Raw genomic sequence first — 25,842 nt, 5'->3', positions numbered from 1 at the left:
GGAGGCATGAGGACATCCTTCCAGCAGAACCCCTGGTCCTGCTAACTCGGTGTCCACTACCCGGGGTGAACCTCAGCCGACGGGAACCTGCTGATCACGAAGGATCCGAGCGGCACGACGTTGTCGGCCGGGGACATGGAGCTGTTCGTCCCGACCGGCGGCACCTTCGCCACGGGCACACGGTTCTACAGCTACAACGGCCAGGTCATCGCGACCCGCGCGTCGTCGGGCGGCTTGAGCTGGAAGCTGTCCGATCACCAAGGCTCCACGTACGCGACGGTGGATGCCGGCAACCTGGCGGTGACCAAGCGCTGGCAGGACCCGTACGGCATCAGCCGGGGGACTCCGCCGTCGACCTGGCCGGACAAACACGGCTTCGTCGGCGGGTATCAGAACACGACCGGGTTGACCCACCTGGGCGCCCGCGACTACGACCCGTTGTCCGGCCGGTTCCTGACGGCGGATCCGGTGTTGGACACGGGCAATCCGCAGGCGTTGAACGCCTACAGCTACGGCAACAACAGTCCCGTGTCGTTCAGCGACCCGAGCGGCATGACGTGGGGCGCAGAGTGCGGGAGCTATCGTCAAGACCTGTGGGTGAAGATCTTTAGGACGTCGCCTTATGCGTTGAGGTGGCGGGTGTCGCCAAGGCTGACGACCTGACGGTTGTGGAAGTAGTCGTCTTCGCGCAACGTGGTGATGCTTCCGGAGGACACCCGAAAGTTCACGTGGCTCAGCGACTCGATCGGCATCCCGATCCAATACGCGACGACGAACGTCAGAGTGCCGCCGTGCGTCACGATGATCTGGTGCTCGCACGGGCGTCGCAGGATCTCCTCCATAGCCGCATAGACGCGTCGTGCGAACGTCCTCGTGGTCTCGGCGCCCAGCACTCCCACGTCGTGTCCCATCCGGTCCCCGAGGGCCGGCGGCGGGACGAATCGCTGGTCCAGCCATTCCTGCGGTCGTCCCTCTGCCTCGCCGTAGGACCTCTCCCGCAGCCGGTGGTCTTCGATGGGTTCCAGGCCGAATACCGTCGCTGTCTCACCAGCCGTGCGACGGGTGCGCTGCAGATCCGAGGAAATGACTTCCACCTCGACATCAGCGGGTATCCAGGATCGCAGTGTCTCGGCGATCGAGACAGCCGCGCGGATGCCGGCGGGTGTGAGCCGCGAGTCAAGCCACCCGCCCACCACCCTCTCGACGTGGTGCGTGGCCTCGGGATGGGTGCTGACATAGATGCTGCGCACCAATGCGTGCCTTTCTGTCTCGTGGGGAGAGGCTGCCGTCAAGCCGGTGAGTCATGCAGCGGTGGGTGCGGGTTGATCGTCGAGTCGTTCGATCAGGACGCCGTTGACGAAGCTCACTCCGGCACGGACGAGCGCGACCAGGTGGGGTGCATTGACCACCCGCCAGCGGGCCTGGGCCGACTCGATCAGCTTGAACGCCATCGCCAACCCCGCCGCCCGTGAGCCGGGCCCCTTGGTGACCTTCGTCCGATGCCGGGCGCGTTGGTGAACCTGACCAACGCGATGGCGCTGGACCACGGCCGGGAGATCCGGGTCAATGCCGTCCACCCGGGCGTGACGCTCAGCAGCCAGTTCATCCGCGACGCGCTTGCCGAGGGAACGTCGTTGCGCGAACGTTTCGTGGATCGGGTGCCCATGGGCCGGCCGGGGGAGCCGGCCGAGGTCGCTGCCGTCGTCGCGTTCCTTGCCGGTGCTGACGCCGGATATCTCAACTGAGTGCACATTCCCGTGGACGGTGGCCTGGCCGCGTCGAACGGCCAGGCCAACCTGTACAAGATCGACGACTGACGCCACCGTCGCCGTCAGGGAGCTCAGTGGGGTGAGCACCGGCTCGATCGCCGGGTCGGCGTCGGCGCTGCGCCCGCGACTAGCGTCTCCGCCCGGCCGCCCGGCGCACCCCGGACTTCAGTTTGCGCCCCAGGAACAACGCCGGCCAAGCCCCCGCGATCCCGGCACCCAGCGGAAGACCGCTCTGCCACGCCGGCGCGCCGAGCGCGACCGGCTGGGCCGACGCCTGCGGGTTGTGGTCGGTGATCCCGCCCCACCGGCTCGGCGGCAGGACGATGATCCGCGCCTTGCCGATGATGTTGTCCACCGGGACCGCACCGTTCGCGCCGCCGCCGCCCTGGAACCGGGAGTCCTCGGAGTTGTTGCGGTTGTCGCCCATGACCCACACCGTCCCGGCCGGGACCTTGACCGGGTCGAAGGGCTTCTCCGCCTGGTCGGACGGGTCTTCCCAGTGGACGTACGGCTCGTCGAGCGCCTTGCCGTCCACGACCACGCGGTTCTGGTCGCAGCACTGGACGGTCTGGCCACCCACGGCGATCACGCGCTTGACGAAGTCGCGCTCGTCCGGCGGGGCGAACCCGACCAGCGAGCCCAGCCCCTGCAGGCCCTGCACGACGATGTTGCTCGGCTCCTGCGGCGCGACTTCGTTGTTGACCCACGCCGGCGGGCCCTTGAACACGACCACGTCGCCCGGGGAGGGCTCGGTGAAGTCGTAGGTGACCCGATCGACCAGGATCCGGTCGCCGGTGCAGCCCGGACACCCGTGCAAGGTGGCCTCCATGGAGCCCGAAGGGATCATGAAGACCTTCGCGAGGAATGTCTGGATCAAGATCGTGAGCACCAAGGCGATCACGAGCAGGATCGGCAGTTCCTTCCAGAACGACCGTTTTTTGGCGGGCTTGGCCCGCCGCCGGCGGGATCCCCCGCGTTCCTCGGAACGGGACCGCCTCGGTTGGTCCTCCTCGGAGCGATCGGGGTCATCCTCAGAAGCGTTCTGGGACACGGGTTCGGCCACGTCGTCAGGCTACCGGTAACCGGGTGGTGACTCAGTTGGCCGAGGCCGTCCCGCGGTTCTCGCGACGCTCCTTCCGAGCGGCTTGCTCAGCCGCGTTGGCGGATCGATTCTGCTGTGACCGATCGGCCGCCCGATTTGTCCGGCTGCCGGCATCGGCCCGCTCGGGACGGTGATCGTGTGGCTCGGCCCGCTGCTCGTCTTCTCCGGCGGCGGTCTGATCGTGGACAACTGGGTCAGCGCTGCGGCGCCGGCGCGGTGTTGCCAGGCGACGGGCGCCGAGCTGGCGGTGGTGTACGCCGCGCGCCACCCCGCCCACACGGGCCGGATCGTCCTGGACACCGCGGTCGACCCGTTCCTGCCGGCCGCACGGCGGGTGCTCGACGTGGCACGCGCTGGCGCCGCACACCGGCGGGCATCTCACTGCACTGGGACGCACTCATGTCGTGCACCGGCTGGCCGGACGGCCCGAGCCTGGCCGAGCGGCTGCCCGGCCGGCTCGCCCCGGCCGCACCGGTCCTCGTCACCGCCACCGAGGACGACCCCATCACCCCGTCGGCATGGACAGCCGACCTCGGGGCGCGGATCGCCGGGTCCCACGTATTGATCGCGCCCGTCGCCGGACACGGTGCGCTGGACAACGCCCCATGCGCGGCAGACGCGATCGACACGTACCTGGCGACCGGCGCGCTGCCGCCCGAGGAGAAATGCCGCAACGGAACCGGAAACCCTTCCCGGTCGCCCGGTGGAGACGCCCGTTCTCGTTGACTTCCGCCACCGTGCCCGCAATGAAGAGCCCGCTCAGCGGCAACTTAAGACTGGGCGGAAGGATCGGGTTCGGACGGTGCCGACGACTATCGCCGTGTTGTGGCTTCTGCAGTGGACAGTTTCAGTCGGATCTCCCGGCCGCGCGGAGGATGTCGGCGACAACCGCGAGGATGTCCGGTTCAGTGGTGGTGTCGACCTCCACCAAGGGGCCGGCGCCGAGCGGGCGGACGGGGTCGCCCCACAGTTCGGTCTCCTGACGTGCCAGATCGAAATGGCCCGCATGCCGATGCGCGGCACGCGCGTAGTACCGCGCCCGGGCGATCTCGAGGGGCACCACACAACGCACTTCCACCACCCGGCCCGGTAACTGCGCCACCAGGGGCCGGGTGTAATCGAACCAGGTGCTGTCCAGGACCGCACCGGGGCAGCGACGCGCCACTCGCAGAGCCGTCAGCACCGCCGCCCGGCCCAGCCGCCGCGACTCGTCCACCGTGCGGGGACGCCCGAGCTCCTCGGCGAGCGCTTCCTTGATCTCATCCTTGGCCAGCACCGGCAATCCCAACCGCGGACCGAGTGCGGCCGCCAGCGTGCTCTTGCCCGCCCCCGGCCAGCCACCTACCAGCACGAACATGAACCTCATCCGAGCTTGCTCATCCACGGCGAGTCTCCTACCCCTGACCTGCCCGCGATCCGCGCAGCTTGCACCGAACCAACGGGCCGAGACGGGCAGAACCCGACTCCTGCCGGCACTGCTTTCCACCGAATGCGGGCAGCGCGTGCGGTGAAACAGGCGGCGACGCGACGGGCGAGCCGAGGAAGCACCACGTCGGTCGCATTCCGGCGCTTCGGCCGGGCGTTCGTGATGGTGTCGTCCGGCATCGTCATGGTTCTGTTCCGGTCAGGCGGATTTCGCTTCCTGGATGGTCCTGGCCGCGGCATCGGGATCGGGGACGGTGATCGTGATCCTCCGGCCGGAGTGCATGATCAGCCGCAGAGCAGGGCCGGTGCGGACGGTGAAGGCGGTGTGGTCAGGGGTCCACCAGTGGCCGAGGATCAGGCCCCACAGTGGTGACAGGTTGGTCACCTCGACGTGGTCGATGTCGGTCAGCCGGTAGGTGCGACGCGGCCATCCGAACGCCCCGCAGTGGACCGAGACGCCGTTGGGGCCTGCAGCCGTCCTGACGCTCAATCCGGTCAGCGCGGTCACGAGCACCGCGGCCGCGGCCACCAGCAGCGCGATCGCGGGGCCGGACGGGTCGAGCCAGGCGCCGTGTGACATGCCTCCCAACGTCAGCAGTGGCACCGTCAGTGCGATGCCGAAAATCACCACGAGCGGCCAGTTCGTCGCTCGGCCGGTGTAGATCGAGTACTGGCCCGGGCCGGGTAGTGCGGATGCCGTCATCGGGCACCATCCTCTCGATGTGTCACGTCAGCTTCTCGATGAGGCGCAGCAGATCGTGGCGCCCGAGGCCGTGCCGGCGGGCAACGGCTACGAGCAACTGGGCCGCCTCGGTGACGGGGGCCGGCTCCGTGACGGCCGAGGCGACCCGTGCCCCGCGGCCCCGGCGGAACTCCAGTACGCCGTCTTCGCGCAGTTGCCGGTAGGCGGCCAGCACGGTGTTGCGGTCGACCGAAAGTGCCTTCGCCAGCTCTGCCGCCGGCGGCAGCTGTTCGCCGAGGGCCAGCTCGCCCGAAGCCACGCCCCGGCGTACGCACGCCACGATCTGGAGTGGCAGCGCCTCTCGCGAAGAATGATCCACAACCCATTTCATAGTGCTAGTATTATTAGCACCATATTGGCCTGGTGGTCAACCACACCCAAGCCTGAGCGGCCGCTCGAAGGTCGGCGCCTCCAGCGGTGCGGTTCGTGGATCGGGAGCCAGCCGTCGGCCCGGCGTGACCGATGCCGAGGCTCGCGGCCGATGACGGCATGAGGGGGATCGTTCGCCCGATCGGCTCAGAGAAACGGGCGCCGGTTGGTTGTATAACGACCTATGCATCGACGATGGCGTGATCGGCGTCGCTGGAAGGGTATGGGCGTCTGGAAGCCAAGTGATCCACCAGCTCCTGCGCGGCGTCGGCCTCGCTCGGCGATTCCCGGGCGTGGCCGACGCCGCTCGGCCACGAGTCAGCCGGCCGGGGTCCAGCTGAGGATGTCGGTGTAGGCCGCTTCCAGGCCCGCGTTGGTGCGGATGCTCGCCGGGATGCCGGCGGCGTCGGTGATCGTGTGGTTGTTCTTGATCACCACGGACTTCTGGTTGTAGTCGGCGCTGCCGTTCTCCCAGTAGTTGTTCTCGATGTCGAGCGGGTCGTAGGTGCCCTTGTTCAGCGTGTAGTCGGTGTGCTTCGAACCCCAGGCGAGGGCGGCGTTGTACAGCCCGTTGCCGGTGATCGTGATGTTGCCCGCGCCGTTGTCGGTGTAGACGGCCTTGCCCGCGCCCTTCTGGTCGTGGATCACGTTGCCGGTGATCTTCTCGCCGCCGGCCATGTTCGGTCCGGTGTTGCCGTTGGTGTAGATCCCGGCGCCGTCGGCGAGCAGCTGCATGTGGTCGAAGATCAGGTTGTTCGACAGCGTGTTGTTGTTGCTGTAGTTGGGTTCCGCCTTGATCTTCACCTTGTCCGGCCAGCCGCCCCAGCCGATGGAGATTCCGCTGTAAGGCGTGTGGTCGATCTGGTTGTGCGAGACCGTGGTGTGTTCGGTGTAGCCGATGTCCATCCCGATGCCTCCCGCGTACTCCACCGACGTGGCGAACACGTGGTTGTCGAGCAGCCGGTTGCCACTGGTGTGCTGCGCGGCCGCGGTGGGCAGGGTGATGTCGACGCCGCCGAGCTCCAGCCCGTTGCCGGAGATGTCGGTGAACACGCTGCCCTGCACCAGATCGTTCTGCGAGCCGGTGCCGAGATCGAGTCCCGCCGCGCCCAGGTGGACGAACGCGTCCCGCGTGAAGCTGATGTTCTTGTCGTAGGCGAAGGAGACGTTGCCCGGTTCCTTCGTCCAGTTGCCGTACGGGCATTTGCCGCCGTCGACGAACTCGCACAGCCCTTGCTGGTCGAAGCCGTGTGCGCCGGTCAGCGTGTAGTTCGCCTGGATCTCCGAGAATCCTTCGGGCGTGCTCGGGAAGTTCCAGGTGGCGTAGGAGAACTGGAGGCCGCTGAACGTGATGTCGTGCACGGGCGCCGACGCCGTCCCGATGCCGGACACCAGGGTTTCCAGCGCGGGCGCGGTCACCGTCTCCTTGGTGATGTCCTCACCGGGCTTCGGCACGTAGAAGACGGTGTGTGCGGTGTTGTCGAGGTACCACTCACCGGCGGAAAGCAGCTCGTAGGCGTTCTCCACCGCGGTGGGCAGCTCGGTGATGGCCTGGCGGCCGACCAGTTCGACCGTGCGACCGGAGTCGTCGGTGCGCATCACGCGCTTCGTCGAGTTGTCCCAGCACGGCTGCGCCATCTTGATCGTCGTCGGCGAGATCGTGTTCACCGGGCAGCGCGGCTGCGTCCACGCGCCGAGGCCCCCGGTGTAGACGAAGTCGATGTCCTTGGGGTTGCGCCAGTTGTCCATCGCGGCCGACGACGTCGTGTAGCCGCCGGTGATCCTGGTCAAGGTCACCGGAAGGGTGCCGGTCGCCCGCGGGACGCGGGCACCGTCGATGTACAGCTGGCGCGTCCGCAGCGTGGCGGGGGCGGGCGCGGACCAGATGTTCTTGGTGCTGTCGGCTACTTTCCAGCCGGTGATCGGGACGCCGCCGCTGATGACCGGCCGGGCGCCGGGCGCGGCGGTCCAGAGCACGCGGTGGCCGTTGGCGCCGGAGTCGGCGGCGGTCAGCTGCAGTGGCGCGCTCATCGCGTAGGTGCCGCCGGCGAGGCTGACGGAGACGTCGCCCGTCATGCCCGGGATCAGCCCGCGCACGAGCTGCTGGGCGCGTTGCAGTGTCCGGACGGACTGCGCGTCGCTCGTGCCGTCGTGGGTGTCGTCGCCGGTCGGCGCGACGTGGACGACCTGCTGCGGCGCGGACGTCGCCGGGGTCACCAGTGCCCCGGTCGCCGTCAGCGCGAGGCCGCTCGCGAACAGTGCCGCCTTGACTCGTGTACGCACCGATGACCGTCCTTCGTCGGAGGCTCTGGGCGGTTCAGAGTTTGACCGGCGTAATGAGGAACTGTCAACGATTGATCGGATGATTCATCGCGAGAAACGGTACTAATCGGGTACTGGCGCATTCTGATGTTCCGGTCATCGGATCTCTACTTCTTGCTATGCGAGGCCGGCGGCGGTGAGCCGGCCGTGGGCGGCGAGGCACCCGTGAAGGCAATCCTTGCGACGGACCAGGCTGCGGAAGCGGCCGGGATCACGCTCGCCGGGGAACGTCGACTTCACGGTGGGGCGAGCCTGCCGATCTCCGGGCTGACCGACGCCGTTCCCGCGCTCAACCCGACCGAGCGGCGCAAGGGCAAGACCGTCATTCGCGTGCGTTCCTGACCGGCTCCGGAGCATGTCAGGGCGCACCTGACGCTGCCGACGGGTTCGGGCCCGGCGAGACCGTGCCCGATGGTCGTCGGACTGACCGCAGGTGAGCGACGGCGCGGGTCTCAGGTGAGTTCCAGCAGGCCCCGGCGGACGGCTTCGGAGACGGCGGCCGCGCGGTTGTCGGCTCCGAGCTTGCGGTAGATGCGCACGAGGTGGGTTTTGACGGTGGCTTCGCTGAGGAACAGGGCCTCGGCGATGGCCCGGTTGCTGCGGCCGCTCGCCAGCAACCGGATGACCTCGATCTCCCGGGTGGTCAGGTCCGGGTCGGGGCTCACCACCTGGCCGACCAGGCCGTCGACGATCTCCGGGGCGAGGCCCAGGCCGCCGGCCGCGGCGCTGCGAACGGCCCGGAACAGTTCCTCGGGCGGCCCCGCCTTCAGCACGTAGCCCCGGGCGCCGGCCCCCAAGGCGCGGACGGCGTCGGCGCGGCCGGCGTAGCTGGTCAGCATCACCACGGGCACTCCCGGTGCCGCGATGGCCAGCCGGCGGATGGCCTCGACCCCGTCGATACCTTGGTTCACCCCCGCGAACCGCAGGTCCATCAGGACGACGTCCGGCACCAGCTGCCCGGCCAGCCGCACGGCGTCTTCGCCGCTGCTCGCCTCACCGGCCACTTCGAAGCCTTCCTCGCCCTCGAGCAAGGCGCGTAGCCCGGCCCTGACCACGGCGTGGTCGTCCGCGATCAGCAGGCGCAGCCGCGCCCTGGTCATCGAACGCCTGCCGGGACCGCCGGACCGACCCGCGTCGGCACCATGGCCGTCACCCGGGTGCCCCGGCCGGGGGTGCTGTCGACGTCGAGGGCACCGCCGAGCCGGTCGAGCCGGGTCCGGGCGGCGGGGAGGCCGAGTCCGCGGCCGGTCCCGGAAACCCGCCCGGCCGGGTCGAAGCCGGCGCCGTCGTCGCTGATCTCCAGTTCGACGAGCTCCGGGTGCCGGCGGAGCGTGACCTGCACGTTCACCGCGCGCGCGTGTTCGCGTACGTTCGCGAGCACGCTCTGGGCCACGCGGAACAGGGTGGCGGCGGTCTGTTCGTCCAGGGGGCAGTCCGCCGTGCCGGCCACCTGGAACCGCACCTGGGCGGCCGTCCCGTCCTGGTGGGCGCGAGCGCACAGCAGGCGCAGCGCTCCGTCCAACCCGGACTCGCTGAGAGCCGAGGGGGCGAGGTCGCGGATGACCCGGCGCGTCTCGGCGAGCTCGTCCTGGAGCCGGTCCACGACCTCCCGGACCCGGGCGCGCGCCGCGTCGGTCCGGTCCGGCCAGTTCCGTTCGGTCGCCTGCAGCATCAGCACGCTGCCGGAGAGCTCCTGCGCGAGGGAGTCGTGCAGGTCACGGGCGATCCGGGCGCGTTCCTCCAGCATCCCGGCGCGGCGCTGCTCCTCGGCCAGCACGTCGCGCGTGCTGCGCAGGTCGTCCACCAGACGCTGCCGCTCGGCGGCGTTTCGCTGCTGAGCCCGGTGGAGCGCCAGGGTGGCCCACACGGCCACCACCGGGACCACGGCCGCCTCCAGCGCGAACGGGCCGGCGGCCGCGACCTGCCTCCCGACGAGCACGACGGTGATCACGGCGACCGCGACCGGGCCTGCCCGGTGATCGAGCACGTGCAGGCCGGCGTACGCCAAGGGGACGGCGCACCAGACGTACGCGTCGGTCAGCGGTGCGGGCGCGAGCACGATGATCAAGGCCCAGAGGACCACCAGCGCCGCGACCCAGGCCAGGCCCCATGGCGTGCTCAGCCCGCCCCGCCAGGTCTGCCCCAGGACGTAAACGACCGCGAGCAGCCCGCTGATCGTGACGATTGCCCAGCACAGTGCCCCGTACGCGGTGTCGAGCCGAATCAGGGCCACCCCGACGAGCGCGAAGAACGCCAGGTGCGCACCACTCGTCAGCACGAACCGGCGGTTGCGAGGCGGAGCTCCGGTGAGGCCGAGTCCGAGCACGACGGGTCTCCCGGCGGCAGATGGTCCAGACGGATGATCGTGACCATCCTAACCGCCGCGTCGGGACCGGCGAGGTGAAGTTCATCTCGCCCCGCAGGTCACGGCCTCGCTGCCGGCTAGGCCCCCGGGTGCAGGCCGAGCCAGCCGGGAGTGGGAGCGCCCTGGACCTCGCCGAAGTACAGCGCGAACGTCTGGCGCAGGCGCTCCAGCTCGGCCCGGTCCGCCATGAACCGGGGGAATTCGTCCACGTGCGCGTTCGGGTACTGCCAGATCGGCTTCAGCCCCGCGGGCGGGGTGACGTCGGTGCGCACGGACCAGCCGTTGAACGAGGCCTTCTGGTTGTCGGGCGACAGCGCGAAGTTCAGGTACAGCTTGGCCGCGGCCGGGTGTTTCGCCTGGTTCAGGATCGCGGCCCGCTGTCCCCAGGCCATGAACGGGTGGCCGTCGGGGACGACCCACTTGACCGGCGACGAGGACGCGACCGCCGAGCCGGAGCCGCCGACGCCGATCGCTTTCAGCCCGCTGTTGACCGCTTCGCCCGGCGAGTTGGTGCCGCGGGCGAACCGCACGTCCTGGGCGGCCAGCTTCGCCACCCAGTCCCATCCGTACGTCTGCGCGTACAGCGAGTAGAGGAAGAGCACCGCGTCGTCGTCGTTGGGGTAGGAAGAGGCGATCTTGCCCTTCCAGGCCGGGTCGACCAGGTCGAGCGGGGTCTTCGGACCGTTCGAGCCGAGCGCCGTTGTGCTGTAGGAGTAGCTGAAGGCGATCACCGTGACCGAGACCCATGCGGCCTGCGGATCCCGGAAGCCTTTGTAGAGCTTCGAGAAGCCGGCGGGCTTGTAGCGCATGAGGCGTCCCAGCGCCTTCCAGCGGTCGAAGTCCTGCAGGGTCTGCAGCTGGACGACGTCGGGGACGAGCGTGCCGGTGGCCAGCTGGTTGTCGACGCGGACGTCGTGGTACTTGCTGTAGTCCACGATGTACTCGAAGTCGATGGCCGGGAAGCGGTTCTCGAAGGCCGCCCGGACGCCGTTGCCCTGGGCCGCGGTGTCGCCGCCGGCGTAGACGACCAGCTTGCCGCCCTCGGCGATGGCGTCCTGGTAGAGCTCGTCGAGGGACTTGGTCTCCTCACCCGCGCTCCCGGCGGGGGAGGCCGATGCGGGAGCCGAGGTGGCCGCGAGCACGCCGAGGCCGAGCGCGGCGCCGACTCCGGTGGTGAGGGCACGTCGTCGGCTGAGTGAGTTCGACACGATGGGAAAACCTTTCTGCTGGCCGGTGAAGATCGCACACCCGGCACCACGGGCACTGTCCACTTTGGCGCGGCCGCCCCACCCGCCGCGTCGCCCGGAAGCTGCGGTCGGCCGCGGCGACGGTCGAATTCCCGTTCAACCGAAAGGTTGAACGGCTGCGTCTCGACGAGGGTCGCCGCGCCTTTCCCGGCCAGGTCAGAGTGCGGTGCTCGACGAAATCCGGTACGCGAGCCGTGAGGAGTTGTCGTTGCTGTTCGGGTGACAAGACGTCTTCGGGAGCCGGCAAAGAGGCCGTCGGCCACGGCTCGTCCGATCTCAGGTTTCAGAACATGGTGTTGTCGTTGCTGCTTTTCTCGGGGACCTCCTGCACGACGTCCCAGTGTTCGACGATCTTGTCGTCGGCGACGCGCCAGAGGTCGGCCACCGCCATGCCGAGGTCGCCGGGCTTGAGGTGCAGGTTGCTGTGGGTCACTACCAGATCGTCTTCGGCGATGGCGCGCTTGATGTCCAGGTGCAGTTCGGGGAACTGGCCGCGCAGCCAGTGCACGTAGCCGATGAAGCCCTCGGCGCCGTCCGGGGCACCGGGGTTGTGCTGGGTGTAGGTGGTGCCCAGGTGGACGGCGGCCTGTTCGGGCCGGCCGTCGTTGAACGCCTGCTGGTAGAAGGCGAGCACGAGGGCTTTGTTCGCGGCTGCGGACACGGGTTCGGGTTCCTTTCTCGGCAACGCGGTTGTCTCAGCTGTCGGGGGTTGCGGCGTCGCGCACCAGGGCGGTGTCGACGAACTGCTCGAAGCGCACGATCAGGCCGCCACGTACGACGAAGTGGTGGGCGACGCGCGCGTTCAGGTGCTTGCCGGTGGCTTTGTGGACCGCGGTGTAGCGGGCCAGGACCACGACGTTCTCACCGTCGACGACGTAGGTGTCGTCGTGCGCGGCCCAGCCGTCCCAGTCGGCGCCGAGCCGCTGCATGACGTTCGCGGTCACGCCGTTAGGCGTGCGGTAGGTGCCGGCCAGCGGAAAGCCGGCCATCTCGGTCCATTCCACGTCCGGGGCGAGCGTGGCGCGCAGGGCGGCCAGGTCGGCCGCGGCGGAGGCGAGGTATTGGCGGCGCACCACGTCGGCCGGTGTGCTGCTCGTGGCGAAATCGGTCTCGGTCATGGTCAGCCCCACGCCATTTCGCCCTTGACGACCTTCGGGCCGAGCTGTGCGGCGATCTGCATGCCGGCCTGCGGGTACGCCCTGAGCAGTTCCTCGGTGGCGGTGGCGCCGTCGGCGGCTTCGGCCACGATGCGGCGGAACGCGGCGATGTACTCGAGGGTGTAGGCGATCGCGCTCGCGTCCGCAGCGGCCGAGGGCTGCCGGTGGCCGGGCACCACGAGCGTGGGCTCGAGGCCCTGCATCTCGCTCAGGAGCGCGTCCCAGGCGTCGAGCTGCTCGTCGCGCGGGGTGTCGGCGATCCACACGTGCTCGTCGGCGAAGACCAGCACGCCGCCGAGGATCGCGCGGTCCTCGGCCTGGTAGAGGTAGGTGCGGTCGGGCAGCGCGGCGGGTGCGCCCTTGAGCTGGAAGGTGTGGCCGGCGAACGTCAGGTCGCTGGTCAGCGGCTCGGTCTCGATCAGCCGGGTGGGCAGGTTCGCGCCCAGCGCGGCCCAGGCCTTGAGCTTGCCCTCGTACTTCTTCGCCATCGCGGCGGCCACCTCCGGGGTGGCCAGGAAGGTCGCGTCGGGGAAGGCGTCGGCGATGACTTCGGCGCCGAAGTAGAAGTCCGGGTCGGCGTGGCTGATCACCACGGTGGTCAGCTGCCTGCCGGCGTCGAGTGCGGCGGCGACCAGCCGGTGCCCGTCGGCGCGGGTGAACCCGGCGTCGACCAGCAGTGCCTCGTTCTCGCTGGTCACCAGGGTCGCGGTTTTGTTCTTGACTCCGGCGGGGAAGTCCCCGTCGATGATCGTGTAGGTCAGGTCGGTCATGCTGCTCACAGTCTCCTCATGGCCGGCCGTGCGGTCGGCACGGCTCAACATATACCTCTCTGGCGAGTTAAAGTAGCTCTCTGGCGAGTTATATTCCCGGGGTCCGATACCATCGGCACCGTGGATGAGGAGTTGCGTGCGCTGGTGGCCGACGAAGGAGTGGTGCTGTGGGGCCGGGTGGTCAACCTGCACCGGGCCCTCAACACGTTGCTGCACGCCGACATCCGCGCCGCCACCGGCCTGGACGGCACCGAGTTCGAGTTCCTGCTGCGCCTGGCGCGCTTTCCCGGCCCGCGCACCCACGCCAGCATGGTCGCCGCCCGGATGGGCTACAGCTCCGCGGGCACCACCAAGCTGGTCGCCCGCCTGGAGGACAAGGGCGTGATCCGCCGGGAACGCGACCCGCAGGACGGCCGCGCTTTCCGGGTCGCGCTGACCGACGCGGGCCAGGCGGCTCTGCGCGCCGGGCTCAAAGCCCACATCCCGCGCCTGGACGCCGAGATGATCAACCGGCTGACCGCGGCCCAGCGCCGACAGCTCCAGGACCTGCTGCGCCGCATCGACCCCGGAGAGACAACCGGCACGCCCGGGCGGGAAACCCGGTGACTTTCCGCATGCGCCGGCGATCGCAAGACCGCTGAGCCACCTGCCTGCGGGCGTGTCGTGCCTTGCTTCGCGGAAGGCGTGGGTAGAACTGCGGGCCCGCGATCCCCGCTCCCGTCTTCAGAATGGCGGGTGGAGACGGGAGTGGCCACGTGCGCGTGTTGTTGTCGACCTACGGGTCGCGCGGGGATGTCGAGCCTCTGGTCGGGCTGGCCGTGCGGGCGCGGGAACTGGGCGCGCAGGTGCGGGTGTGCGCGCCGCCCGATTTCGCGGAGCGCCTGGCCGGCGTCGGAGTGGAGCTGGTCCCGGTCGGCTGGCCGGTGCGACCGGTGTTGCACGGGGCGATGCCACCGCCGGCCGGCGACCGGTCTCGGCGCGTCGCGGAGCTGATCGCCGCGCAGTTCGACGGGCTGGCCGCGGCGGCGCAAGGGTGTGACGCGCTGGTGGCGGCCGGGCTGATGCCGGTCGCGGCACGGTCGGTGGCCGAGAAACTGGGTCTGCGCTACCGGTATGCGAGCTACTGCCCGGTCATCCTGCCCTCGCCGCACCATTCGCCGGTGCCGTTCGCGGAGCGACCGTTCCCGCCCGAGGCGACCGACCCCAAGGCGCGGTGGGAGCTGGATGCCCGCAACTACAACGCGGTGTTCGGCGCCGCGCTCAACGCCCACCGGGCGGCGATGGGCCTGGCCGCCGTCGACGACGTCCGCCGCCACGTCCTGACCGACCGGCCCTGGCTGGCCGCGGATCCGGTGCTGGCGCCGTGGCCCGAGCCGTCGGACCTCGACGTCGGCCAGACCGGTGCGTGGATCCTGCCGGACGACCGCCCGCTGCCCGGCGAGGTCACGGCGTTCCTCGACGCCGGTGATCCGCCGGTGTACGTGGGGTTCGGCAGCATGCGTGCCCCGGCCGACGTCGCCGAGGTGGCCATCGCGGCGATCCGGGCCCGGGGGCGCCGGGTGGTCGTCGGGCGGGGCTGGGCCGATCTGTCGCTGATCGACGACGGCGCGGACTGCTGCGCGGTCGGCGAAGTCAACCTGCACGCCCTGTTCGCGCGGATGGCCGCGGTGGTGCAGCACGGCGGCGCCGGCACGACGACGGTGGCCGCACGGGCCGGCGCGCCGCAGGTGGTGGTCGCCCAGATGGTGGACCAGCCGTACTGGGCCGGGCGGGTGGCCGAGCTGGGCATCGGGGTGGCCCACGAGGGTCCGACGCCGACGGTCGAGTCGCTGTCGAACGCGCTCGATCGGGCGCTGGCGCCGGAAACCGCGGCCCGGGCCCGGGCGGTCGCGGCCGCGATGCGGACCGATGGGGCCGCGGTGGCCGCGTCGTGGCTGCTCGATCCGGCCGGATCGGCGCGCTGAACCAGCTGTCGGACGACATCCGCAACCCGTCCGAGGGAACGTGTGCCTCGTCGCTCGGGGAAGGGTTGCTTGCACCGCTCATAGAAGTATGGTCATAATATAAAGATTGACAACGTACACGGCTGACACCCTCGAGAACCACGACCGACCAGGCCCGCGCCGCCGGGCTCGAGCACCTGGGCAAGGTCGCCAAGCGCCTGGGGAAGGGCGGCCCGGCGGTGACCGAGGACGCCGCCCAGGGCCAGCTCGCCGCCGTCGGACGCCTCCTGGCCGTGGAATGGGAGCGGCTGCAGGCCCAGCTGCGGGCGATCAGCCAGCCGGTTCTCTACGCCAACGGGATCCACGACGTGATGATCCCCGCCATCGGCTCCGACAAGGCGGTCGAACAGGTCCCCGACTCCACCCTGCTGCTCTACAGCGACGCCGGGCACGCGTTCCTGTTCCAGCACATCGACGAGTTCGCCGCCCAGGTGAACCTTTTCCTCGGCAAGTGACCCCCACCTTCTCCCTGCCGGCGGTGTCGACTTCAGGATCGCCCAGGTCATCGTCCAGGTCGAGCCGGAGCTGGTCTAGTGCCGTTCTTACAGAACGCGTCGTTCACGTCCGTCGTCTCGATGACGATCTCGGGGTACTGCGTGATGTCGCCAAGGCGGGGCATGAGACGGTCAGCCGGACCCGAGGGTGAGGACCTCGTCGAACGCGGCGCCTGACTCGCTGACGAGGTCGGCGGCGGTACGGGCACGACGTCGGGCCGTCTCGTAGCAGGCGAGCGCGATCTGCGCGGCGAACACGGCGATGGTCGGCGAGGTGCCGCGGCTTCGCAGCACCTCGCTGAGGTTCGACGCGAGCTGCTGGGTCTTGAGTGCGTCACGGGCACGCAGCTCGAGGTGCTTTTCGACCAGATCGGCGTGGCGCTCGTACGTGTCGGGGTCTTCCGCCACGTGGGCGCACAGACGCAGGACGGTCGGGCGCAGCTGTTCGATGGCCTCGCGGTAGTCGCGCGCGGCGCCGACGGTGTCGTCTGCGCCCGCCTGGGCGATCGTGTCGAGCAGCGTCTGCTCCTTGGCGAAGACGACCTCCGTCTTGTCGCCGAAATAACGGAAGAAAGTCGTGCGGCCCACCTCGGCGCGCGCGGCGATGTCGCTCACCGAAACCGCGTCGTACCCATGTAGCGCGAAGAGCTCGTCGGCGGCGTCGATGATGCGCTGCCGCGCGCGCAACTGCTTGCGCTGGATGAGGGAGTCGGGCGCTTGTTCCGGTGTCACCCAGGCATCATACGCAATGCGGCTCTCAGGTTCATCCGGAACTCAGTGTGGTATGGTACTGAGTACCAAGATGCGAAAGGACACGATCGTGATTGACGAGAAGAACACCGTCGCTGCTGGATCGCCTCATGGTGTGCCGTTCCTGACCGGGAGGGACACGGCCCCGGCGTACTGGGCGTTCGGTGTCCTCTGGGTCGTCTTGGCGGATTCCGAGCAGACCGGCGGAGCGTTCTCGGTGATGGAGCAGTGGATGCCGTCGGATGGCGGCCCGCCGCCGCACGTCCACCCGATCGACGAGTGGTTCAACATCCTCGAAGGCTCCATCGAATTCCGTGTCGAAGACAAGCCGCCGATGCGGGCGACGGCGGGTGACTCGGTGTGGATTCCGCGTGGAACGGTGCACAGCTTCACCACGCAGAGCGCCGCGCACGTGTTCAACGGCTACACGCCGGCCGGCTTCGAGCAGGTCATCATGGGGCTGGGCACTCCTGCGGAACGCCGCGAACTGCCGCCGGCGGATCTCGGGTTCGAGCCCCATGCCGCGGCGCAGTTGATGGACAACTTCTGGTCGGCGAGCGCTGAAACGGGCTGGGCCAAGAAGTGGACCCAGTGAGCGAGCAGACGTTGTCGCCGGAACTGTGCTCGGCCGGATCGCCGACCCGCCGGCGTCGAAGCCGCCTGCGGGATCACGCTCGGCACTCGTGGCGAAGCCGGTCCGGTAAGCGAACACGACCGCTTGGACCCGGTCCCGCAGGTCCAGTTAATCAGGATGCTGGAAACGTAGGTCTTCACGGCTTCGAAGCCCAGCCCCAGCCCCAGCCCCAGCCCCAGCTCTTCGGCGATTTCCGTGTTCGCCAGGCCGGCCGCGATCAACCGCAGCACCTCGCGCTCCCGGGGTGACAGGATGGCCAGTGCCGGGCCGGCCGGACGCGGGTGGCGAAGCGCCCGATGAGGTTTCGGGTCACGGCCGGTGTCAGCAGCGACTCGCCTCGGGCGAGCGTGCGGATGCCGTTCACCAGCTCGATCACCGGGGAGTCCTTGAGCAGGAACCCGCTCGCCCCGGCGCGCAAGGCTTCGCAAACGTACTCGTCGGTGTTGAACGCGGTCACGACGAGCACTTTCGGCGGCCGGGCGACGCCGGGCCGGGCGATCCGCCGGGTGACCTCGATGCCGTCCGGGCCCGGCAAGTGGATGTCCATGACGACGACGTCCGGGCTCAGGCGCTCGCTCGCTTCGAGCGCCGTCGCGCCGTCGGCGGCTTCCCCGACCACCTCCATGTCCGGCTGCGCCCCGAAGACCGTGATGTAGGCCGTGCGGACGAGTTCGTGGTCTTCACAGATCAGCACGCGGATGGTCATGCGCCACCGGCGATCGGGACCACCGCGCGCAGCCGCCACCGGCCGTCCGGTCGGGCACCCGCGGTCAGTTCGCCGGCGAGCGCGGTGACCCGTTCGCGCAGCCCGGCCAGACCGCGCCCGCCGGCGAGCTCCCGCCGGACCCCCACCGAGATCGGGACCGGAGCGGCGGCGTTGGTGACTTCGACCTCGACCTGACCGTTCAGGCAAGCGGTCCGCACCTCGGTCGGCTGCCCGGCGGCGTACTTGAGGGCGTTCGTCAGGCCCTCCTGCACGACCCGGTACACGGCCAAGGAAACGTCGACGGGGAGGGGAGCTCGTCGAACGGAGGCCCTCCGTGCCGGAGCTTCCGCGCGACCGGGCGGTGTCCGGGCTGCTGGGCGGAATCGCCGTCGGTGCCGGTGCCTTCCTGGCGACGATGCTGATCATCCTCGTCTTCGGGGGCTGGCACGTCACCGGAGGCGACTCCTGGAAGTTCCTGGCGACGCTCGGCGTCATGGCCTGTGTGGCGGTGACGGAAGAAGTGGTGTTCCGCGGCGTGCTCTTCCGCATCGCCGAAGAACGGTTCGGGACGTGGCCCGCCCTTGCGGTGTCCGCGGTGCTCTTCGGCGCGGTGCGCCTGGCGGGCACCTCCGAAACCGGCACCGGCGCGATGCTGTGGGGCGCCACCGCCATCGTCCTGCAGGGCGGCATCATGCTCACCGCCGCCTACATCGCCACCCGTGCACTCTGGATGCCGATCGGCATCCATTTCGCCTGGAACGTCGTCGAAGCGGGGTTCGGCACGGCGGTGTCGGGCAAGTCGAGCGAGTTCGGCGGCCTGGTCCACACCGCGTTGGCCGGTCCGCCGGCGCTGACCGGGGGCTCCTTCGGCCCGGAAGCCGGGGTGGCCGGCATCCTGTCCTGCCTCGTCGCCGCGGCGTTCCTGCTGCGCTCGGCGATCCGCAACGGCCGGATCACCGCTCGCTAGGAGGTGGCGGTCTTGTCGAAGCCCGGAATTGCTTGGGGTCACCGGCGGTTCGGGGACGTGACCTCGGCGACGAAGTTTTCGGCGACATCGCGCAGTTTCACGTTCTGCTCCTGCGACGCCTTGACGAGCAGGTTGAAAGCGTCGTCGGACTGGATGCTGTGCAGGGCCATGAGGATGCCCTTGGCCTGGTCGATCACCGCACGGGAGGTGAGAGCGGTGCGGAGTTGTCCCATGGTCTCGCGGGCGGCTTGGTGCCGGCGGGTGCTGCGCAGCGCGGATTCGGCGGCGGCGGTGTAGAGGTCCAGCAGCGCTGCGTCGAGCGCGCCGAAGCTGTTGCCGCCGGTGTCGTACAGGTTGAGCGAACCGTGGTACTGGTGGTCGACGAACAGCGGGGCGGACAGGTAGGCCACGACCGAGCACTCGTCCGCGGCGGCGGCGAACTCGGGCCACCGTTGTGCCGCCTCGGTCACGGTGACGCGTTGGAGTTCGCCGGTCCGGGCGGCCTCCAGGCACGGCCCTCGCCCGGCTTCGTACTGTGCCTGATCGACGCGGTGCGCGCTGTCACCGGTTGCTGTCGCTGTGTAAGGGGCGCCGTCGCGCAGCAGCGTGATGCTGGCGATCTCCGCGTCCGGTACCGCGTGGATGACCTGCCGGCACACTCGCTGCAGGACCACCAGCAGTTCCTCTTCTTCCGCGAAGGTGCCGGCCAGGCGATCGAGTGCGTCGGTGACGTCGTCCACTCTCCGTGCGGCGTCCCGCTCGTACAGCAGGTTGTCTTCCATGTGGTGCTCCAACGAGGTGAGGACTGGGCGTCCCGGACAACAGTAAGTGTCGCCTGCTCCATCCACCGGCTGCGGGAGCTGAACCGCCCCACGACAAGTCGGTGGTCGCTGCGCACCGACGGAACCCCGGACGCCAACGCCGTACCAGGCAACCAGCCCGGCAAGCTCGACTACGGCTGGCTCGGCCAGCACCAGCGCCCCTACGAACACGCCGGCGCCCTCCCCCTCGTCGAAATGGGCGCCCGTCCCTACAGCCCCGCCCTCGGCCGCTTCCTCTCCGTCGACCCCGTCGAAGGCGGCTCCGCCAACGACTACGACTACACCAACGCCGACCCCATCAACGCCACTGACCTCGACGGTGAACGCAGCCATCGCCACCGGCGGCCGGTCTACCGCTCGCGCAGGCACGTTACGCACCGCGCGTATCGCCGGGCATCGCACAGCGTCCGCCGCGTCACAAGCCACGCACGCTATCGCTCAGCGAGCTACAGCCGCAGCACTGGCGGAGCGCCCCCGCTGCCGCTGCCCAATACGTCGTCGGACTGTATTTATGCGTTCTGCAGCCATGGCATGCGCGATCATGGTTCGCACGGCAGCCCGCCGTCGTCCTGGCCGAATTGGGATCATGTCGGTCGGGATGCGGGAATCGGAGCAGCAACCGGGGCATTCATCGGCGGTGTCGGCGGTTGCGTAGTCGGGTTTATTGTGGGCCCACCAGGGTGCATCGCCAACGCCGGTGCCCAAGGAACCTTCTACGGTTTCATGGGCGGGGGTGCCGGGCTGCTGTGGGGCCTGTTCTTCGACAACTGAACTCACCGTGCCCTGTAACATGGCGACTCGGAACTGAACTGCTAGGAGGTGCCGATGAGCGGAAGAAATCTATTCGTCAAGATGTTTTTCAGTGAAAAAGTGAGTCGCCTGGTGCGGACAGTGCCCTGGATCGCGGGGTTTGTCTTCGTCGTCATCCTTGGTCTGTACCGTCCGCTGGTCGGTCTGGCCGCACAGTGGCTCGACCCGTCCGCGGGGGAAATCCATGTGTATCCCTGGGGAATTGTCTCCGCATTGGTGGCTGCTGTGATTGTGGCAGCCGGACTGACCTTCGCCAGGAGAAAGCGATGATTGATGCACCTCGGCCGTGCGCCGCCTTGATCGTTTCGGCTACGAGCAGCATGTCGCTCAGCTCGTGACGTCGGCTCGGATCCCGGTGGCGGACGGGCCGAGCCTCTCCGCGGCGAGCACCTGCAATTCCATGTGAACTTCGCCGCTCAGGCCAGGTGGTACAAGTGCGCGCGCTCCGTGTCGTCGAGCCGCCCGCGAGCGTCGCGACCTCGTTCCTGCGGAGCCCGGCCACCCGGCGTTGGCCGAAGTAACCCCGACGTCAGCTTGACCGGGAACTCGTGGTCGGCGATCGTTCCGCCCTACCGTCTGCGCGGCACGAGTCCGGCCTCGAAGGCGATGATCGCCAGGTGGACGCGGTCCCGGGCCTCGAGCTTGGCGAACAGGCGCGCGACATGAGTCTTCGCCGTCGCCGCGCTGATCACCAGCCGCTCGGCTATCTCGGTGTTCGACAGGCCCTGTCCCACCAGTGCCAGCACCTCGCGCTCCCGGTCGGTGATCTCCGCGAGGAGACCTGAGTCCGCGGCGGGCTCGGTGTCCGGTTCGGGGGCCGCGGGGCCGGCGGTTCCGGCGAAGTCCGCGATCAGCCGCCGGGTCACGCTCGGCGCGATCAACGCGTCGCCGGCCGCCACCACGCGGATCGCGTCGAGGATCGCGTTCAGGGCCATGCTCTTGAGCAGGAATCCGCTGGCCCCGGCGCGCAGTGCGCCGTAGACGTACTCGTCGTCGTCGAAGGTCGTCAGCACCAGCACCTTGGGCGGGTGTGGCTCGGCGGTCGCCCGCCGGGTCGCCTCGATCCCGTCCATGCCCGGCATCCGGATGTCCATCACCACCACGTCCGGCCGCAGCTCACGCACCAGGCGCAGCGCCTCGCGGCCGTCGCCGGCCTCGCCGGCCACCGCCAGATCGTCGGTGTCGCCGATCAGGATCGCGAGCCCGACCAGCATCAGCGGCTGGTCGTCGACCAGTAGCACCCGCACGCTCATGCGCGGACCTCGCTGACGCTCGGTCCGGCCTGAGCGGCCCGCGCAGTGTTGGATGATTCGCTCGCAGGCTCGCTCATGCCGGGAGCCTCGCCGCCACCCGGAAGCCGCCCTCCGGACGCCGGCCCGCGCTGAACTGGCCGGACAGCAACGTCACCCGCTCGCGCATGCCGAGCAGGCCGAAGCCGCTCCCGCCGGGCGCCGTCGAGTGCCTGGGACGGCCCGGCCCGCCGAGACCGTCGTCCCCGTCGTCCACCACCTCGATCGTCACGCCCTCCGGCTCGTACCCGACCGCGACCCGGCACGTCCGCGCCCCGGAATGCCGCACCACGTTCGTCAGCGACTCCTGGATGATCCGGAACGCCGACAGTTCGATCTCCGGCGGCAGCGGACACCGCTCGCCCTGCCAGGTCACGTGGACCCGCACCCCGGCGTCGGCCGTGCGTTCGGCGAGTTGCGGGACGTCGGCCAGGCTGCCGGCCGGCGCCAGCGGAGCGGCCGGCGGCATGGCGTCATCCGGCTCGGCGCGGCGGAGCGCCCCGAGCATGCGCTGCAGCTCGAGCAGCGTCTGGCGGCTGGTGGTCTCGATGCCGATCAGCGCCTGCCGCGCCTGCTGGGGCTTGGTGTCCACGACCCGCGCCGCCGCTCCCGACAGCACCGTGATGATCCCCATGCTGTGCGCGACGCTGTCGTGCAGTTCGCGGGCGATCCGCAGCCGCTCGGTGACGACGGTGCGGGCCGCGGTCTGCTCGTGCAGGGCGTCGAGGTATTCACGGCGTTTGCGGTACACCCCGCCGAAGACCCACGCGACCGCGAACCACAACGCGTACTGCCCGGCCCACTGGGCCGTGTCGCCGACGTTCTCCCCGGGGTAGACGTCGATGTTGTCGACGAACGCGGCCGCGACGGCCGCGACGGAGCCGATGGCGGCAGCCTTCGGCCGCCGGACGGCGAGGTGCCCGCCCAAGACCACGAGCACGACGAACACGGCCTCGGACCGCACGCCGAAGAGGTAGCCGAGGACCGCTTCGCCCAGGATCGCCGCGAAGACCGCCGCCGGCAGACGGCGCATCAGCAGCACCGGAAGGGCGAGCACAGCGCACAGAACCATCATCTGGAGGGGCCCGAGGCCGGGAAACCGGAACAGGCTGTCGTGGCCCGGAACCCGAGCGATCGACCAGCCGAGCGTCACCGCGTAGAAGCAGGCGGTGGCCAGCACCACGGCCTGTGACATCAGCCAGGTCACACGCTTCGATGTCGAGAGACGCTGGAGAAGCTCTTCCATGCGGAGATCGTATGCAGTGGCGTCGGTTCCGCGCGTCGTCCCGGGGATGTACGCGCCGGTACACCCCCGGGCCGACGGCCTGGGGAGCGGTGACATCCACGGGCCGACGCGGCGGATGGCCTTCTGTTCCTAGGTTCGTGACCATGATGAACACACCGATGATCCACGTGCGCTGGTCGGCGGTGCCGGACAGACCCGGTGCCCGACGCCCGCGACGTCTCGGCAGGGCCTTCGCCACCGCGGGCCTGATCATGATCCCGTGGGTTCTCTATCTGTCGATGTCGTTGCCGGAGAAGGCGATGGACAGTCACTGGGCCCTGGCCTGGGTCGGTCTGGACAGTGGCGAGGCACTGGCCTTGTTCGCCACCGGTCGGTTCCTGAAGCGGGCGGACAACCGCTGCACGCTGACCGCCACCGCGGCCGCTGCGCTTCTCCTGACCGACGCCTGGTTCGACGTCACCGCGGCGGCACCCGGGGGCGAGCTGGCTATCGCGATCGTGATGGCAGTGTGCGTGGAAATTCCCGTCGCCATCGTGTGCACCGTCTTGGCCTTGCGACTGATCCGCCACCCATTCCCACGGTCCGAAACCGTTGAACAAGAATCACCGTGAACGCCAATGTCAGCCGGATGCTGAACTGCACCTACCCAACACGCCACACCAAGATCGCGGCGGCGGCCGGGTGGCCGCTATCGGGGGAGGACCTCGGTGCGCACCGCCTGCAGCGTGTCCGGCCGCAGGCCCAGCCGCCGCAGGATCGTCGGCGCGATTTGCGTGGTGCCGACGGGGGTGGTGATCGTGTGGGGGTGGCCGGCGGGCGAGGTCCGACCGAGACGAGCAGGAGGTGGGCGGAGCGATCACCGGCGGACGGGGCCGGCGCGGCCAAGGCGGCGATGGCCGCCGCGACCACGGCCAGCGTGGCGGCTCTCGATCGAGTACTCGGCACGGATCTCTCCTTCGACTACGAGGCGGCCCGGACGGGCGCCGAAGGGCATTCCAGGCCGGGCAAGCAGCGGCCAGGACACACCGAAACGAATTCCGGGTGAACGCCGTGACGCATTCGCCGCAGAGCGCGCAAGCAGGACGACCCGGGCGTTAACCGGAAGCGCGAACCGCAAGACGAGCGCGCTCGGTCAACCGTCCTTTTGCATCACGCCGGCCAGTGCTTCGCGGGCAGCCGGCGGAGGAGAAGGCGGCTCTCCGTGGCGTTGCTCGGCTCGCTCGGACGAGTCCCGGCTCCCGCAGTCGCGTCGCCATCGCCGACGATGCAGACCAGGTCGTCGACGCCCGGACATTCCGCTCGCTCGAATGCGTCGGGCTGTGCTCGTGAATCACCCTCCGGTCGCTCCGGCGGGAATGGGTTTCCGAATCGCCCCGATCTTTGGTACGCGCAGGTGACAGTGGCGGCGAGGTCCCTATTTCGCCTTGGTGGACCGTATACGCTGTCGGCGTTTCGCTGGTGCGACGGACAGAGCGAGGGCGCGGGTGGCCAGACGTCGGGGAAATGGCGCGGTGCCCGCCGTGCTGAGCACCGCTGTCGCCGTGGTCGCGGCGGTGTACTTCGCGCCGCTGGGGGACTGGGTCGCCGCCGACCCGCTGCCCGGCCAGCTGTGGATGAAGAGCCACACCGCGCCGGCGTTGTCCCTTTTCGGCGCGGTAACCCTGTTCGGGGCAGTGCTGGCCTTGCGGCAGCGTAGCGGTCCGCCCGCCACCGGCCTGGCCGCTCATCCGCTGGACGTCGAGGCGGTAGCCGGGCACGAGCCGCGCGTCGCCGGGGCTGAACTCGACCCAGACCGAGCCGGGACGCAGGTCGGGTGCCCGGCAGACCACGACGCCTGTTCGGCCGGTGAACCGTCCGCCGTGTGCGTGCACCCGCAATCCGCTGGGAAAGCCACCCGCTCGGGCGGGTCCGGGGTTCCGATTTCGGTGTGCGGTGCTCATATCGGCTCCCTCTCCGGTGGGAGATGCCGGACGTACTGCCGGCCGTTACGAGCATTCCGTCCGTGGGAGACCACGGTCAGAGGCGGAAGCCCGGTCCGCGTGTGCCGTTCTTCCCGCACGGCCGGGCACGGCGCTGGAGAACGTGCCGCCGGGCTATGGTGCGTCCGATTCCGTCGCGTCGTCCGCGTCGGGGCGAAGGGCGAGCCGGCGGCCCTCGATCCGATCGATGCTGATCCGCAGCAGCCGGTCGCGGGGTGCGGGCGCCCACGAGCGCAGGCCGGCACCGAGTTGGACGGCCAAGGTTTCGACGTCCGTGGTGAGGGTGGCGATCCCGGTCACGATCACGCTCCAGCCGGTGTGGCCGCCGGGGTCGTAGGCGTCGGCTTCGAAGGTGACCGGCCGGCCGTCGAGCCGGTCGGCCCAGGAGTTGCGGCCCGCCCGCAGCCAGATCGCTTCGTCTGCCGTGGTGAAGTTGACCGGCCGGATCGCCGGCCGTCCGTCGTGGACGAAGCCCAGGCGGCCGAGCGGGACGGAGGCGAGCAACGCGCGGCAGCGGGCCGGGCCCAGCGGACGCAGCTCAGGGACGCTCATCGGTCTCGGCGCCGTCCTTGAGCTTGGCCGGCCGTGTCGCGGCGAAGATCGCCGCGGTGGCGATCGCGCCCAGCGTCGCCCCGACCGGTTTGGCCGGCAGCCCGTCCTTCGCCTTCGTGAGCAGTTCGTCAACCTTCATGCCGCGAAGTCTCGACGCGGCGGCGCGGGAGCGGCAGAGCCGATGGTCCCTTCGGCCGGTGACCGACGGCCCCGGCACCGATGGCGTTCGCCGGCGGCGGTGGCGAGCTCGGGCCGATTTGCTGGACACACCTCGAATCCGCGACTCCGAAGCCCGCCATGGCTCACCGCCTCGCATTGACCGA

Annotated in this window: 32 protein-coding genes and 2 pseudogenes; 13 read left to right on the top strand and 21 right to left on the bottom strand. The window is 69.7% G+C overall.

The window, feature by feature from the left end:
- Positions 1–135: 135 nt before the first annotated feature.
- A complete protein-coding gene (locus tag ISP_RS28165) occupies positions 136–663 on the top strand; it encodes an RHS repeat-associated core domain-containing protein (protein ID WP_230468396.1) in 528 nt (175 codons plus the stop codon).
- Here the strand turns inward: ISP_RS28165 and ISP_RS28160 are convergent.
- Entirely contained in the window at positions 621–1,250 is a 630-nt protein-coding gene (locus ISP_RS28160) for a histidine phosphatase family protein (protein ID WP_034285503.1), read from the bottom strand. The two genes, ISP_RS28165 and ISP_RS28160, sit on opposite strands and share 43 nt — an antisense overlap.
- A gap of 51 nt (positions 1,251–1,301) precedes the next feature.
- Positions 1,302–1,505, bottom strand: a pseudogene (locus ISP_RS28155) (IS256 family transposase); the annotation flags it as partial.
- Here ISP_RS28155 and ISP_RS28150 point away from each other — a divergent pair.
- The gene (locus ISP_RS28150) at positions 1,500–1,745 is read left to right on the top strand and encodes an SDR family oxidoreductase (RefSeq protein ID WP_013227334.1); all 246 of its coding nucleotides are present in this window, start codon (positions 1,500–1,502) and stop codon (positions 1,743–1,745) included. The pseudogene ISP_RS28155 and the gene ISP_RS28150 overlap by 6 nt on opposite strands.
- Positions 1,746–1,896: 151 nt before the next feature.
- Here the strand turns inward: ISP_RS28150 and lepB are convergent, their stop codons facing one another.
- Positions 1,897–2,832, bottom strand: a complete 936-nt coding sequence (lepB, locus tag ISP_RS28145; RefSeq protein WP_013227333.1) for a signal peptidase I — start codon at positions 2,830–2,832, stop codon at positions 1,897–1,899.
- Between the two features lie 438 nt (positions 2,833–3,270).
- On the opposite strand from lepB, the gene ISP_RS28140 reads away from it, so the two are divergent.
- Positions 3,271–3,597, top strand: a complete 327-nt coding sequence (locus ISP_RS28140; RefSeq protein WP_013227332.1) for an alpha/beta hydrolase — start codon at positions 3,271–3,273, stop codon at positions 3,595–3,597.
- 121 nt (positions 3,598–3,718) lie between these two features.
- Here ISP_RS28140 and ISP_RS28135 read toward each other — a convergent pair whose 3' ends face one another.
- The 4 genes from ISP_RS28135 to ISP_RS28120 all read right to left on the bottom strand — a co-directional run bounded on the left by ISP_RS28135 (position 3,719) and on the right by ISP_RS28120 (position 7,690).
- Entirely contained in the window at positions 3,719–4,228 is a 510-nt protein-coding gene (locus ISP_RS28135; protein WP_230468395.1) for a P-loop nucleotide/nucleoside kinase family protein, read from the bottom strand.
- 267 nt (positions 4,229–4,495) lie between these two features.
- The gene (locus ISP_RS28130; protein WP_013227330.1) at positions 4,496–4,999 is read right to left on the bottom strand and encodes a hypothetical protein; all 504 of its coding nucleotides are present in this window, start codon (positions 4,997–4,999) and stop codon (positions 4,496–4,498) included.
- Positions 5,000–5,021: 22 nt separating this feature from the next.
- Positions 5,022–5,318 (bottom strand): GntR family transcriptional regulator, encoded by a 297-nt coding sequence (locus ISP_RS28125; protein ID WP_080582974.1) that lies wholly within the window; start codon positions 5,316–5,318, stop codon positions 5,022–5,024.
- 407 nt (positions 5,319–5,725) lie between these two features.
- Complete coding sequence (locus tag ISP_RS28120) at positions 5,726–7,690, bottom strand: right-handed parallel beta-helix repeat-containing protein (RefSeq protein WP_013227328.1); 1,965 nt, start codon at positions 7,688–7,690, stop codon at positions 5,726–5,728.
- A 126-nt stretch (positions 7,691–7,816) separates the two neighbouring features.
- On the opposite strand from ISP_RS28120, the gene ISP_RS28115 reads away from it, so the two are divergent.
- On the top strand, positions 7,817–8,071 hold the full coding sequence (locus ISP_RS28115; protein WP_013227327.1) for a hypothetical protein: 255 nt from the start codon (positions 7,817–7,819) through the stop codon (positions 8,069–8,071).
- A 110-nt stretch (positions 8,072–8,181) separates the two neighbouring features.
- On the opposite strand, the gene ISP_RS28110 is transcribed toward ISP_RS28115, so the two are convergent.
- The 6 genes from ISP_RS28110 to ISP_RS28085 form a co-directional block, all read right to left on the bottom strand.
- Positions 8,182–8,829 carry a response regulator gene (locus tag ISP_RS28110; RefSeq protein WP_013227326.1) on the bottom strand — a complete coding sequence of 216 codons (648 nt, stop codon included), beginning with the start codon at positions 8,827–8,829 and terminating at the stop codon, positions 8,182–8,184.
- Positions 8,826–10,055, bottom strand: coding sequence for a sensor histidine kinase (locus tag ISP_RS28105; RefSeq protein ID WP_013227325.1), 1,230 nt, complete (start codon positions 10,053–10,055; stop codon positions 8,826–8,828). The genes ISP_RS28110 and ISP_RS28105 overlap by 4 nt, the downstream gene beginning before the upstream one ends.
- A 116-nt stretch (positions 10,056–10,171) precedes the next feature.
- Positions 10,172–11,302 (bottom strand): ABC transporter substrate-binding protein, encoded by a 1,131-nt coding sequence (locus ISP_RS28100; protein WP_013227324.1) that lies wholly within the window; start codon positions 11,300–11,302, stop codon positions 10,172–10,174.
- 322 nt (positions 11,303–11,624) lie between these two features.
- Positions 11,625–12,002 carry a nuclear transport factor 2 family protein gene (locus tag ISP_RS28095; protein ID WP_013227323.1) on the bottom strand — a complete coding sequence of 126 codons (378 nt, stop codon included), beginning with the start codon at positions 12,000–12,002 and terminating at the stop codon, positions 11,625–11,627.
- Between the two features lie 34 nt (positions 12,003–12,036).
- Positions 12,037–12,459, bottom strand: coding sequence for a nuclear transport factor 2 family protein (locus tag ISP_RS28090; protein ID WP_230468394.1), 423 nt, complete (start codon positions 12,457–12,459; stop codon positions 12,037–12,039).
- A 2-nt stretch (positions 12,460–12,461) separates the two neighbouring features.
- On the bottom strand, positions 12,462–13,268 hold the full coding sequence (locus ISP_RS28085; protein ID WP_014467274.1) for an MBL fold metallo-hydrolase: 807 nt from the start codon (positions 13,266–13,268) through the stop codon (positions 12,462–12,464).
- A gap of 120 nt (positions 13,269–13,388) precedes the next feature.
- On the opposite strand from ISP_RS28085, the gene ISP_RS28080 reads away from it, so the two are divergent.
- The 3 genes from ISP_RS28080 to ISP_RS28070 all read left to right on the top strand — a co-directional run bounded on the left by ISP_RS28080 (position 13,389) and on the right by ISP_RS28070 (position 15,726).
- A complete protein-coding gene (locus ISP_RS28080) occupies positions 13,389–13,874 on the top strand; it encodes a MarR family winged helix-turn-helix transcriptional regulator (protein ID WP_230468393.1) in 486 nt (161 codons plus the stop codon).
- Between the two features lie 149 nt (positions 13,875–14,023).
- Positions 14,024–15,232, top strand: a complete 1,209-nt coding sequence (locus ISP_RS28075) for a glycosyltransferase (RefSeq protein WP_013227319.1) — start codon at positions 14,024–14,026, stop codon at positions 15,230–15,232.
- A 218-nt stretch (positions 15,233–15,450) separates the two neighbouring features.
- Positions 15,451–15,726, top strand: coding sequence for an alpha/beta fold hydrolase (locus ISP_RS28070; protein ID WP_013227318.1), 276 nt, complete (start codon positions 15,451–15,453; stop codon positions 15,724–15,726).
- Positions 15,727–15,897: 171 nt separating this feature from the next.
- On the opposite strand, the gene ISP_RS28065 is transcribed toward ISP_RS28070, so the two are convergent.
- Positions 15,898–16,497, bottom strand: a complete 600-nt coding sequence (locus tag ISP_RS28065; RefSeq protein WP_013227317.1) for a TetR/AcrR family transcriptional regulator — start codon at positions 16,495–16,497, stop codon at positions 15,898–15,900.
- A gap of 70 nt (positions 16,498–16,567) precedes the next feature.
- On the opposite strand from ISP_RS28065, the gene ISP_RS28060 reads away from it, so the two are divergent.
- A complete protein-coding gene (locus ISP_RS28060; RefSeq protein WP_238536945.1) occupies positions 16,568–17,110 on the top strand; it encodes a cupin domain-containing protein in 543 nt (180 codons plus the stop codon).
- Between the two features lie 84 nt (positions 17,111–17,194).
- Here the strand turns inward: ISP_RS28060 and ISP_RS28055 are convergent.
- Positions 17,195–17,855, bottom strand: a pseudogene (locus ISP_RS28055) (response regulator transcription factor); the annotation flags it as partial.
- On the bottom strand, positions 17,852–18,139 hold the full coding sequence (locus ISP_RS28050) for an ATP-binding protein (protein WP_013227314.1): 288 nt from the start codon (positions 18,137–18,139) through the stop codon (positions 17,852–17,854). The gene ISP_RS28050 and the pseudogene ISP_RS28055, both read right to left, overlap by 4 nt.
- Positions 18,140–18,189: 50 nt before the next feature.
- Here ISP_RS28050 and ISP_RS28045 point away from each other — a divergent pair, with 50 nt between their 5' ends.
- A complete protein-coding gene (locus tag ISP_RS28045) occupies positions 18,190–18,822 on the top strand; it encodes a CPBP family intramembrane glutamic endopeptidase (RefSeq protein ID WP_013227313.1) in 633 nt (210 codons plus the stop codon).
- A 38-nt stretch (positions 18,823–18,860) separates the two neighbouring features.
- On the opposite strand, the gene ISP_RS28040 is transcribed toward ISP_RS28045, so the two are convergent.
- Positions 18,861–19,604, bottom strand: coding sequence for a GAF and ANTAR domain-containing protein (locus ISP_RS28040; protein ID WP_013227312.1), 744 nt, complete (start codon positions 19,602–19,604; stop codon positions 18,861–18,863).
- On the opposite strand from ISP_RS28040, the gene ISP_RS28035 reads away from it, so the two are divergent.
- Positions 19,605–20,414, top strand: a complete 810-nt coding sequence (locus tag ISP_RS28035) for an RHS repeat-associated core domain-containing protein (RefSeq protein ID WP_013227311.1) — start codon at positions 19,605–19,607, stop codon at positions 20,412–20,414. It begins immediately after the preceding gene.
- Between the two features lie 54 nt (positions 20,415–20,468).
- Positions 20,469–20,723: a hypothetical protein gene (locus tag ISP_RS28030; RefSeq protein WP_141748540.1), complete on the top strand. Its 255-nt coding sequence runs from the start codon at positions 20,469–20,471 to the stop codon at positions 20,721–20,723.
- Positions 20,724–21,022: 299 nt separating this feature from the next.
- Here ISP_RS28030 and ISP_RS28025 read toward each other — a convergent pair whose 3' ends face one another.
- Positions 21,023–21,706, bottom strand: a complete 684-nt coding sequence (locus tag ISP_RS28025) for a response regulator (RefSeq protein ID WP_013227310.1) — start codon at positions 21,704–21,706, stop codon at positions 21,023–21,025.
- A gap of 73 nt (positions 21,707–21,779) precedes the next feature.
- Positions 21,780–22,988: a sensor histidine kinase gene (locus tag ISP_RS28020; protein ID WP_230468392.1), complete on the bottom strand. Its 1,209-nt coding sequence runs from the start codon at positions 22,986–22,988 to the stop codon at positions 21,780–21,782.
- A 143-nt stretch (positions 22,989–23,131) separates the two neighbouring features.
- Between ISP_RS28020 and ISP_RS28015 the strand changes: the two genes are divergently transcribed.
- Together ISP_RS28015 and ISP_RS28010 are read left to right on the top strand one after the other, a co-directional pair.
- Entirely contained in the window at positions 23,132–23,599 is a 468-nt protein-coding gene (locus ISP_RS28015; protein WP_230468391.1) for a hypothetical protein, read from the top strand.
- A complete protein-coding gene (locus ISP_RS28010) occupies positions 23,596–24,033 on the top strand; it encodes a hypothetical protein (protein WP_141748541.1) in 438 nt (145 codons plus the stop codon). Before ISP_RS28015 ends, ISP_RS28010 begins: the two co-directional genes overlap by 4 nt.
- A gap of 1,048 nt (positions 24,034–25,081) precedes the next feature.
- On the opposite strand, the gene ISP_RS28005 is transcribed toward ISP_RS28010, so the two are convergent.
- The gene (locus ISP_RS28005) at positions 25,082–25,519 is read right to left on the bottom strand and encodes a pyridoxamine 5'-phosphate oxidase family protein (RefSeq protein ID WP_013227307.1); all 438 of its coding nucleotides are present in this window, start codon (positions 25,517–25,519) and stop codon (positions 25,082–25,084) included.
- On the bottom strand, positions 25,506–25,658 hold the full coding sequence (locus ISP_RS28000; RefSeq protein WP_014467271.1) for a hypothetical protein: 153 nt from the start codon (positions 25,656–25,658) through the stop codon (positions 25,506–25,508). Before ISP_RS28000 ends, ISP_RS28005 begins: the two co-directional genes overlap by 14 nt.
- Positions 25,659–25,842 lie beyond the last annotated feature (184 nt).

The sequence above is a fragment of the Amycolatopsis mediterranei genome (genome assembly GCF_026017845.1).
GTDB classification, from domain to species: Bacteria; Actinomycetota; Actinomycetes; order Mycobacteriales; family Pseudonocardiaceae; genus Amycolatopsis; species Amycolatopsis mediterranei.
The sequence above is the reverse complement of the archived record's forward strand: the minus strand, read 5'-3'. Positions and strand labels throughout refer to the sequence as shown.

Coding starts and splice junctions, on each gene's coding strand:
- ISP_RS28165 (WP_230468396.1), top strand. CDS start 136: ATGGAGCTGTTCGTCCCGACCGGCGGCACCTTCGCCACGGGCACACGG.
- ISP_RS28060 (WP_238536945.1), top strand. CDS start 16,568: ATGCGAAAGGACACGATCGTGATTGACGAGAAGAACACCGTCGCTGCT.
- ISP_RS28135 (WP_230468395.1), bottom strand. CDS start 4,228: ATGTTCGTGCTGGTAGGTGGCTGGCCGGGGGCGGGCAAGAGCACGCTG.
- ISP_RS28115 (WP_013227327.1), top strand. CDS start 7,817: ATGTTCCGGTCATCGGATCTCTACTTCTTGCTATGCGAGGCCGGCGGC.
- ISP_RS28000 (WP_014467271.1), bottom strand. CDS start 25,658: ATGAAGGTTGACGAACTGCTCACGAAGGCGAAGGACGGGCTGCCGGCC.
- ISP_RS28030 (WP_141748540.1), top strand. CDS start 20,469: ATGAGCGGAAGAAATCTATTCGTCAAGATGTTTTTCAGTGAAAAAGTG.
- ISP_RS28140 (WP_013227332.1), top strand. CDS start 3,271: ATGTCGTGCACCGGCTGGCCGGACGGCCCGAGCCTGGCCGAGCGGCTG.
- ISP_RS28150 (WP_013227334.1), top strand. CDS start 1,500: ATGCCGGGCGCGTTGGTGAACCTGACCAACGCGATGGCGCTGGACCAC.
- ISP_RS28085 (WP_014467274.1), bottom strand. CDS start 13,268: ATGACCGACCTGACCTACACGATCATCGACGGGGACTTCCCCGCCGGA.
- ISP_RS28130 (WP_013227330.1), bottom strand. CDS start 4,999: ATGACGGCATCCGCACTACCCGGCCCGGGCCAGTACTCGATCTACACC.
- ISP_RS28015 (WP_230468391.1), top strand. CDS start 23,132: ATGATGAACACACCGATGATCCACGTGCGCTGGTCGGCGGTGCCGGAC.
- ISP_RS28025 (WP_013227310.1), bottom strand. CDS start 21,706: ATGAGCGTGCGGGTGCTACTGGTCGACGACCAGCCGCTGATGCTGGTC.
- ISP_RS28040 (WP_013227312.1), bottom strand. CDS start 19,604: ATGGAAGACAACCTGCTGTACGAGCGGGACGCCGCACGGAGAGTGGAC.
- ISP_RS28020 (WP_230468392.1), bottom strand. CDS start 22,988: ATGGAAGAGCTTCTCCAGCGTCTCTCGACATCGAAGCGTGTGACCTGG.
- ISP_RS28005 (WP_013227307.1), bottom strand. CDS start 25,519: ATGAGCGTCCCTGAGCTGCGTCCGCTGGGCCCGGCCCGCTGCCGCGCG.
- ISP_RS28110 (WP_013227326.1), bottom strand. CDS start 8,829: ATGACCAGGGCGCGGCTGCGCCTGCTGATCGCGGACGACCACGCCGTG.
- ISP_RS28090 (WP_230468394.1), bottom strand. CDS start 12,459: ATGACCGAGACCGATTTCGCCACGAGCAGCACACCGGCCGACGTGGTG.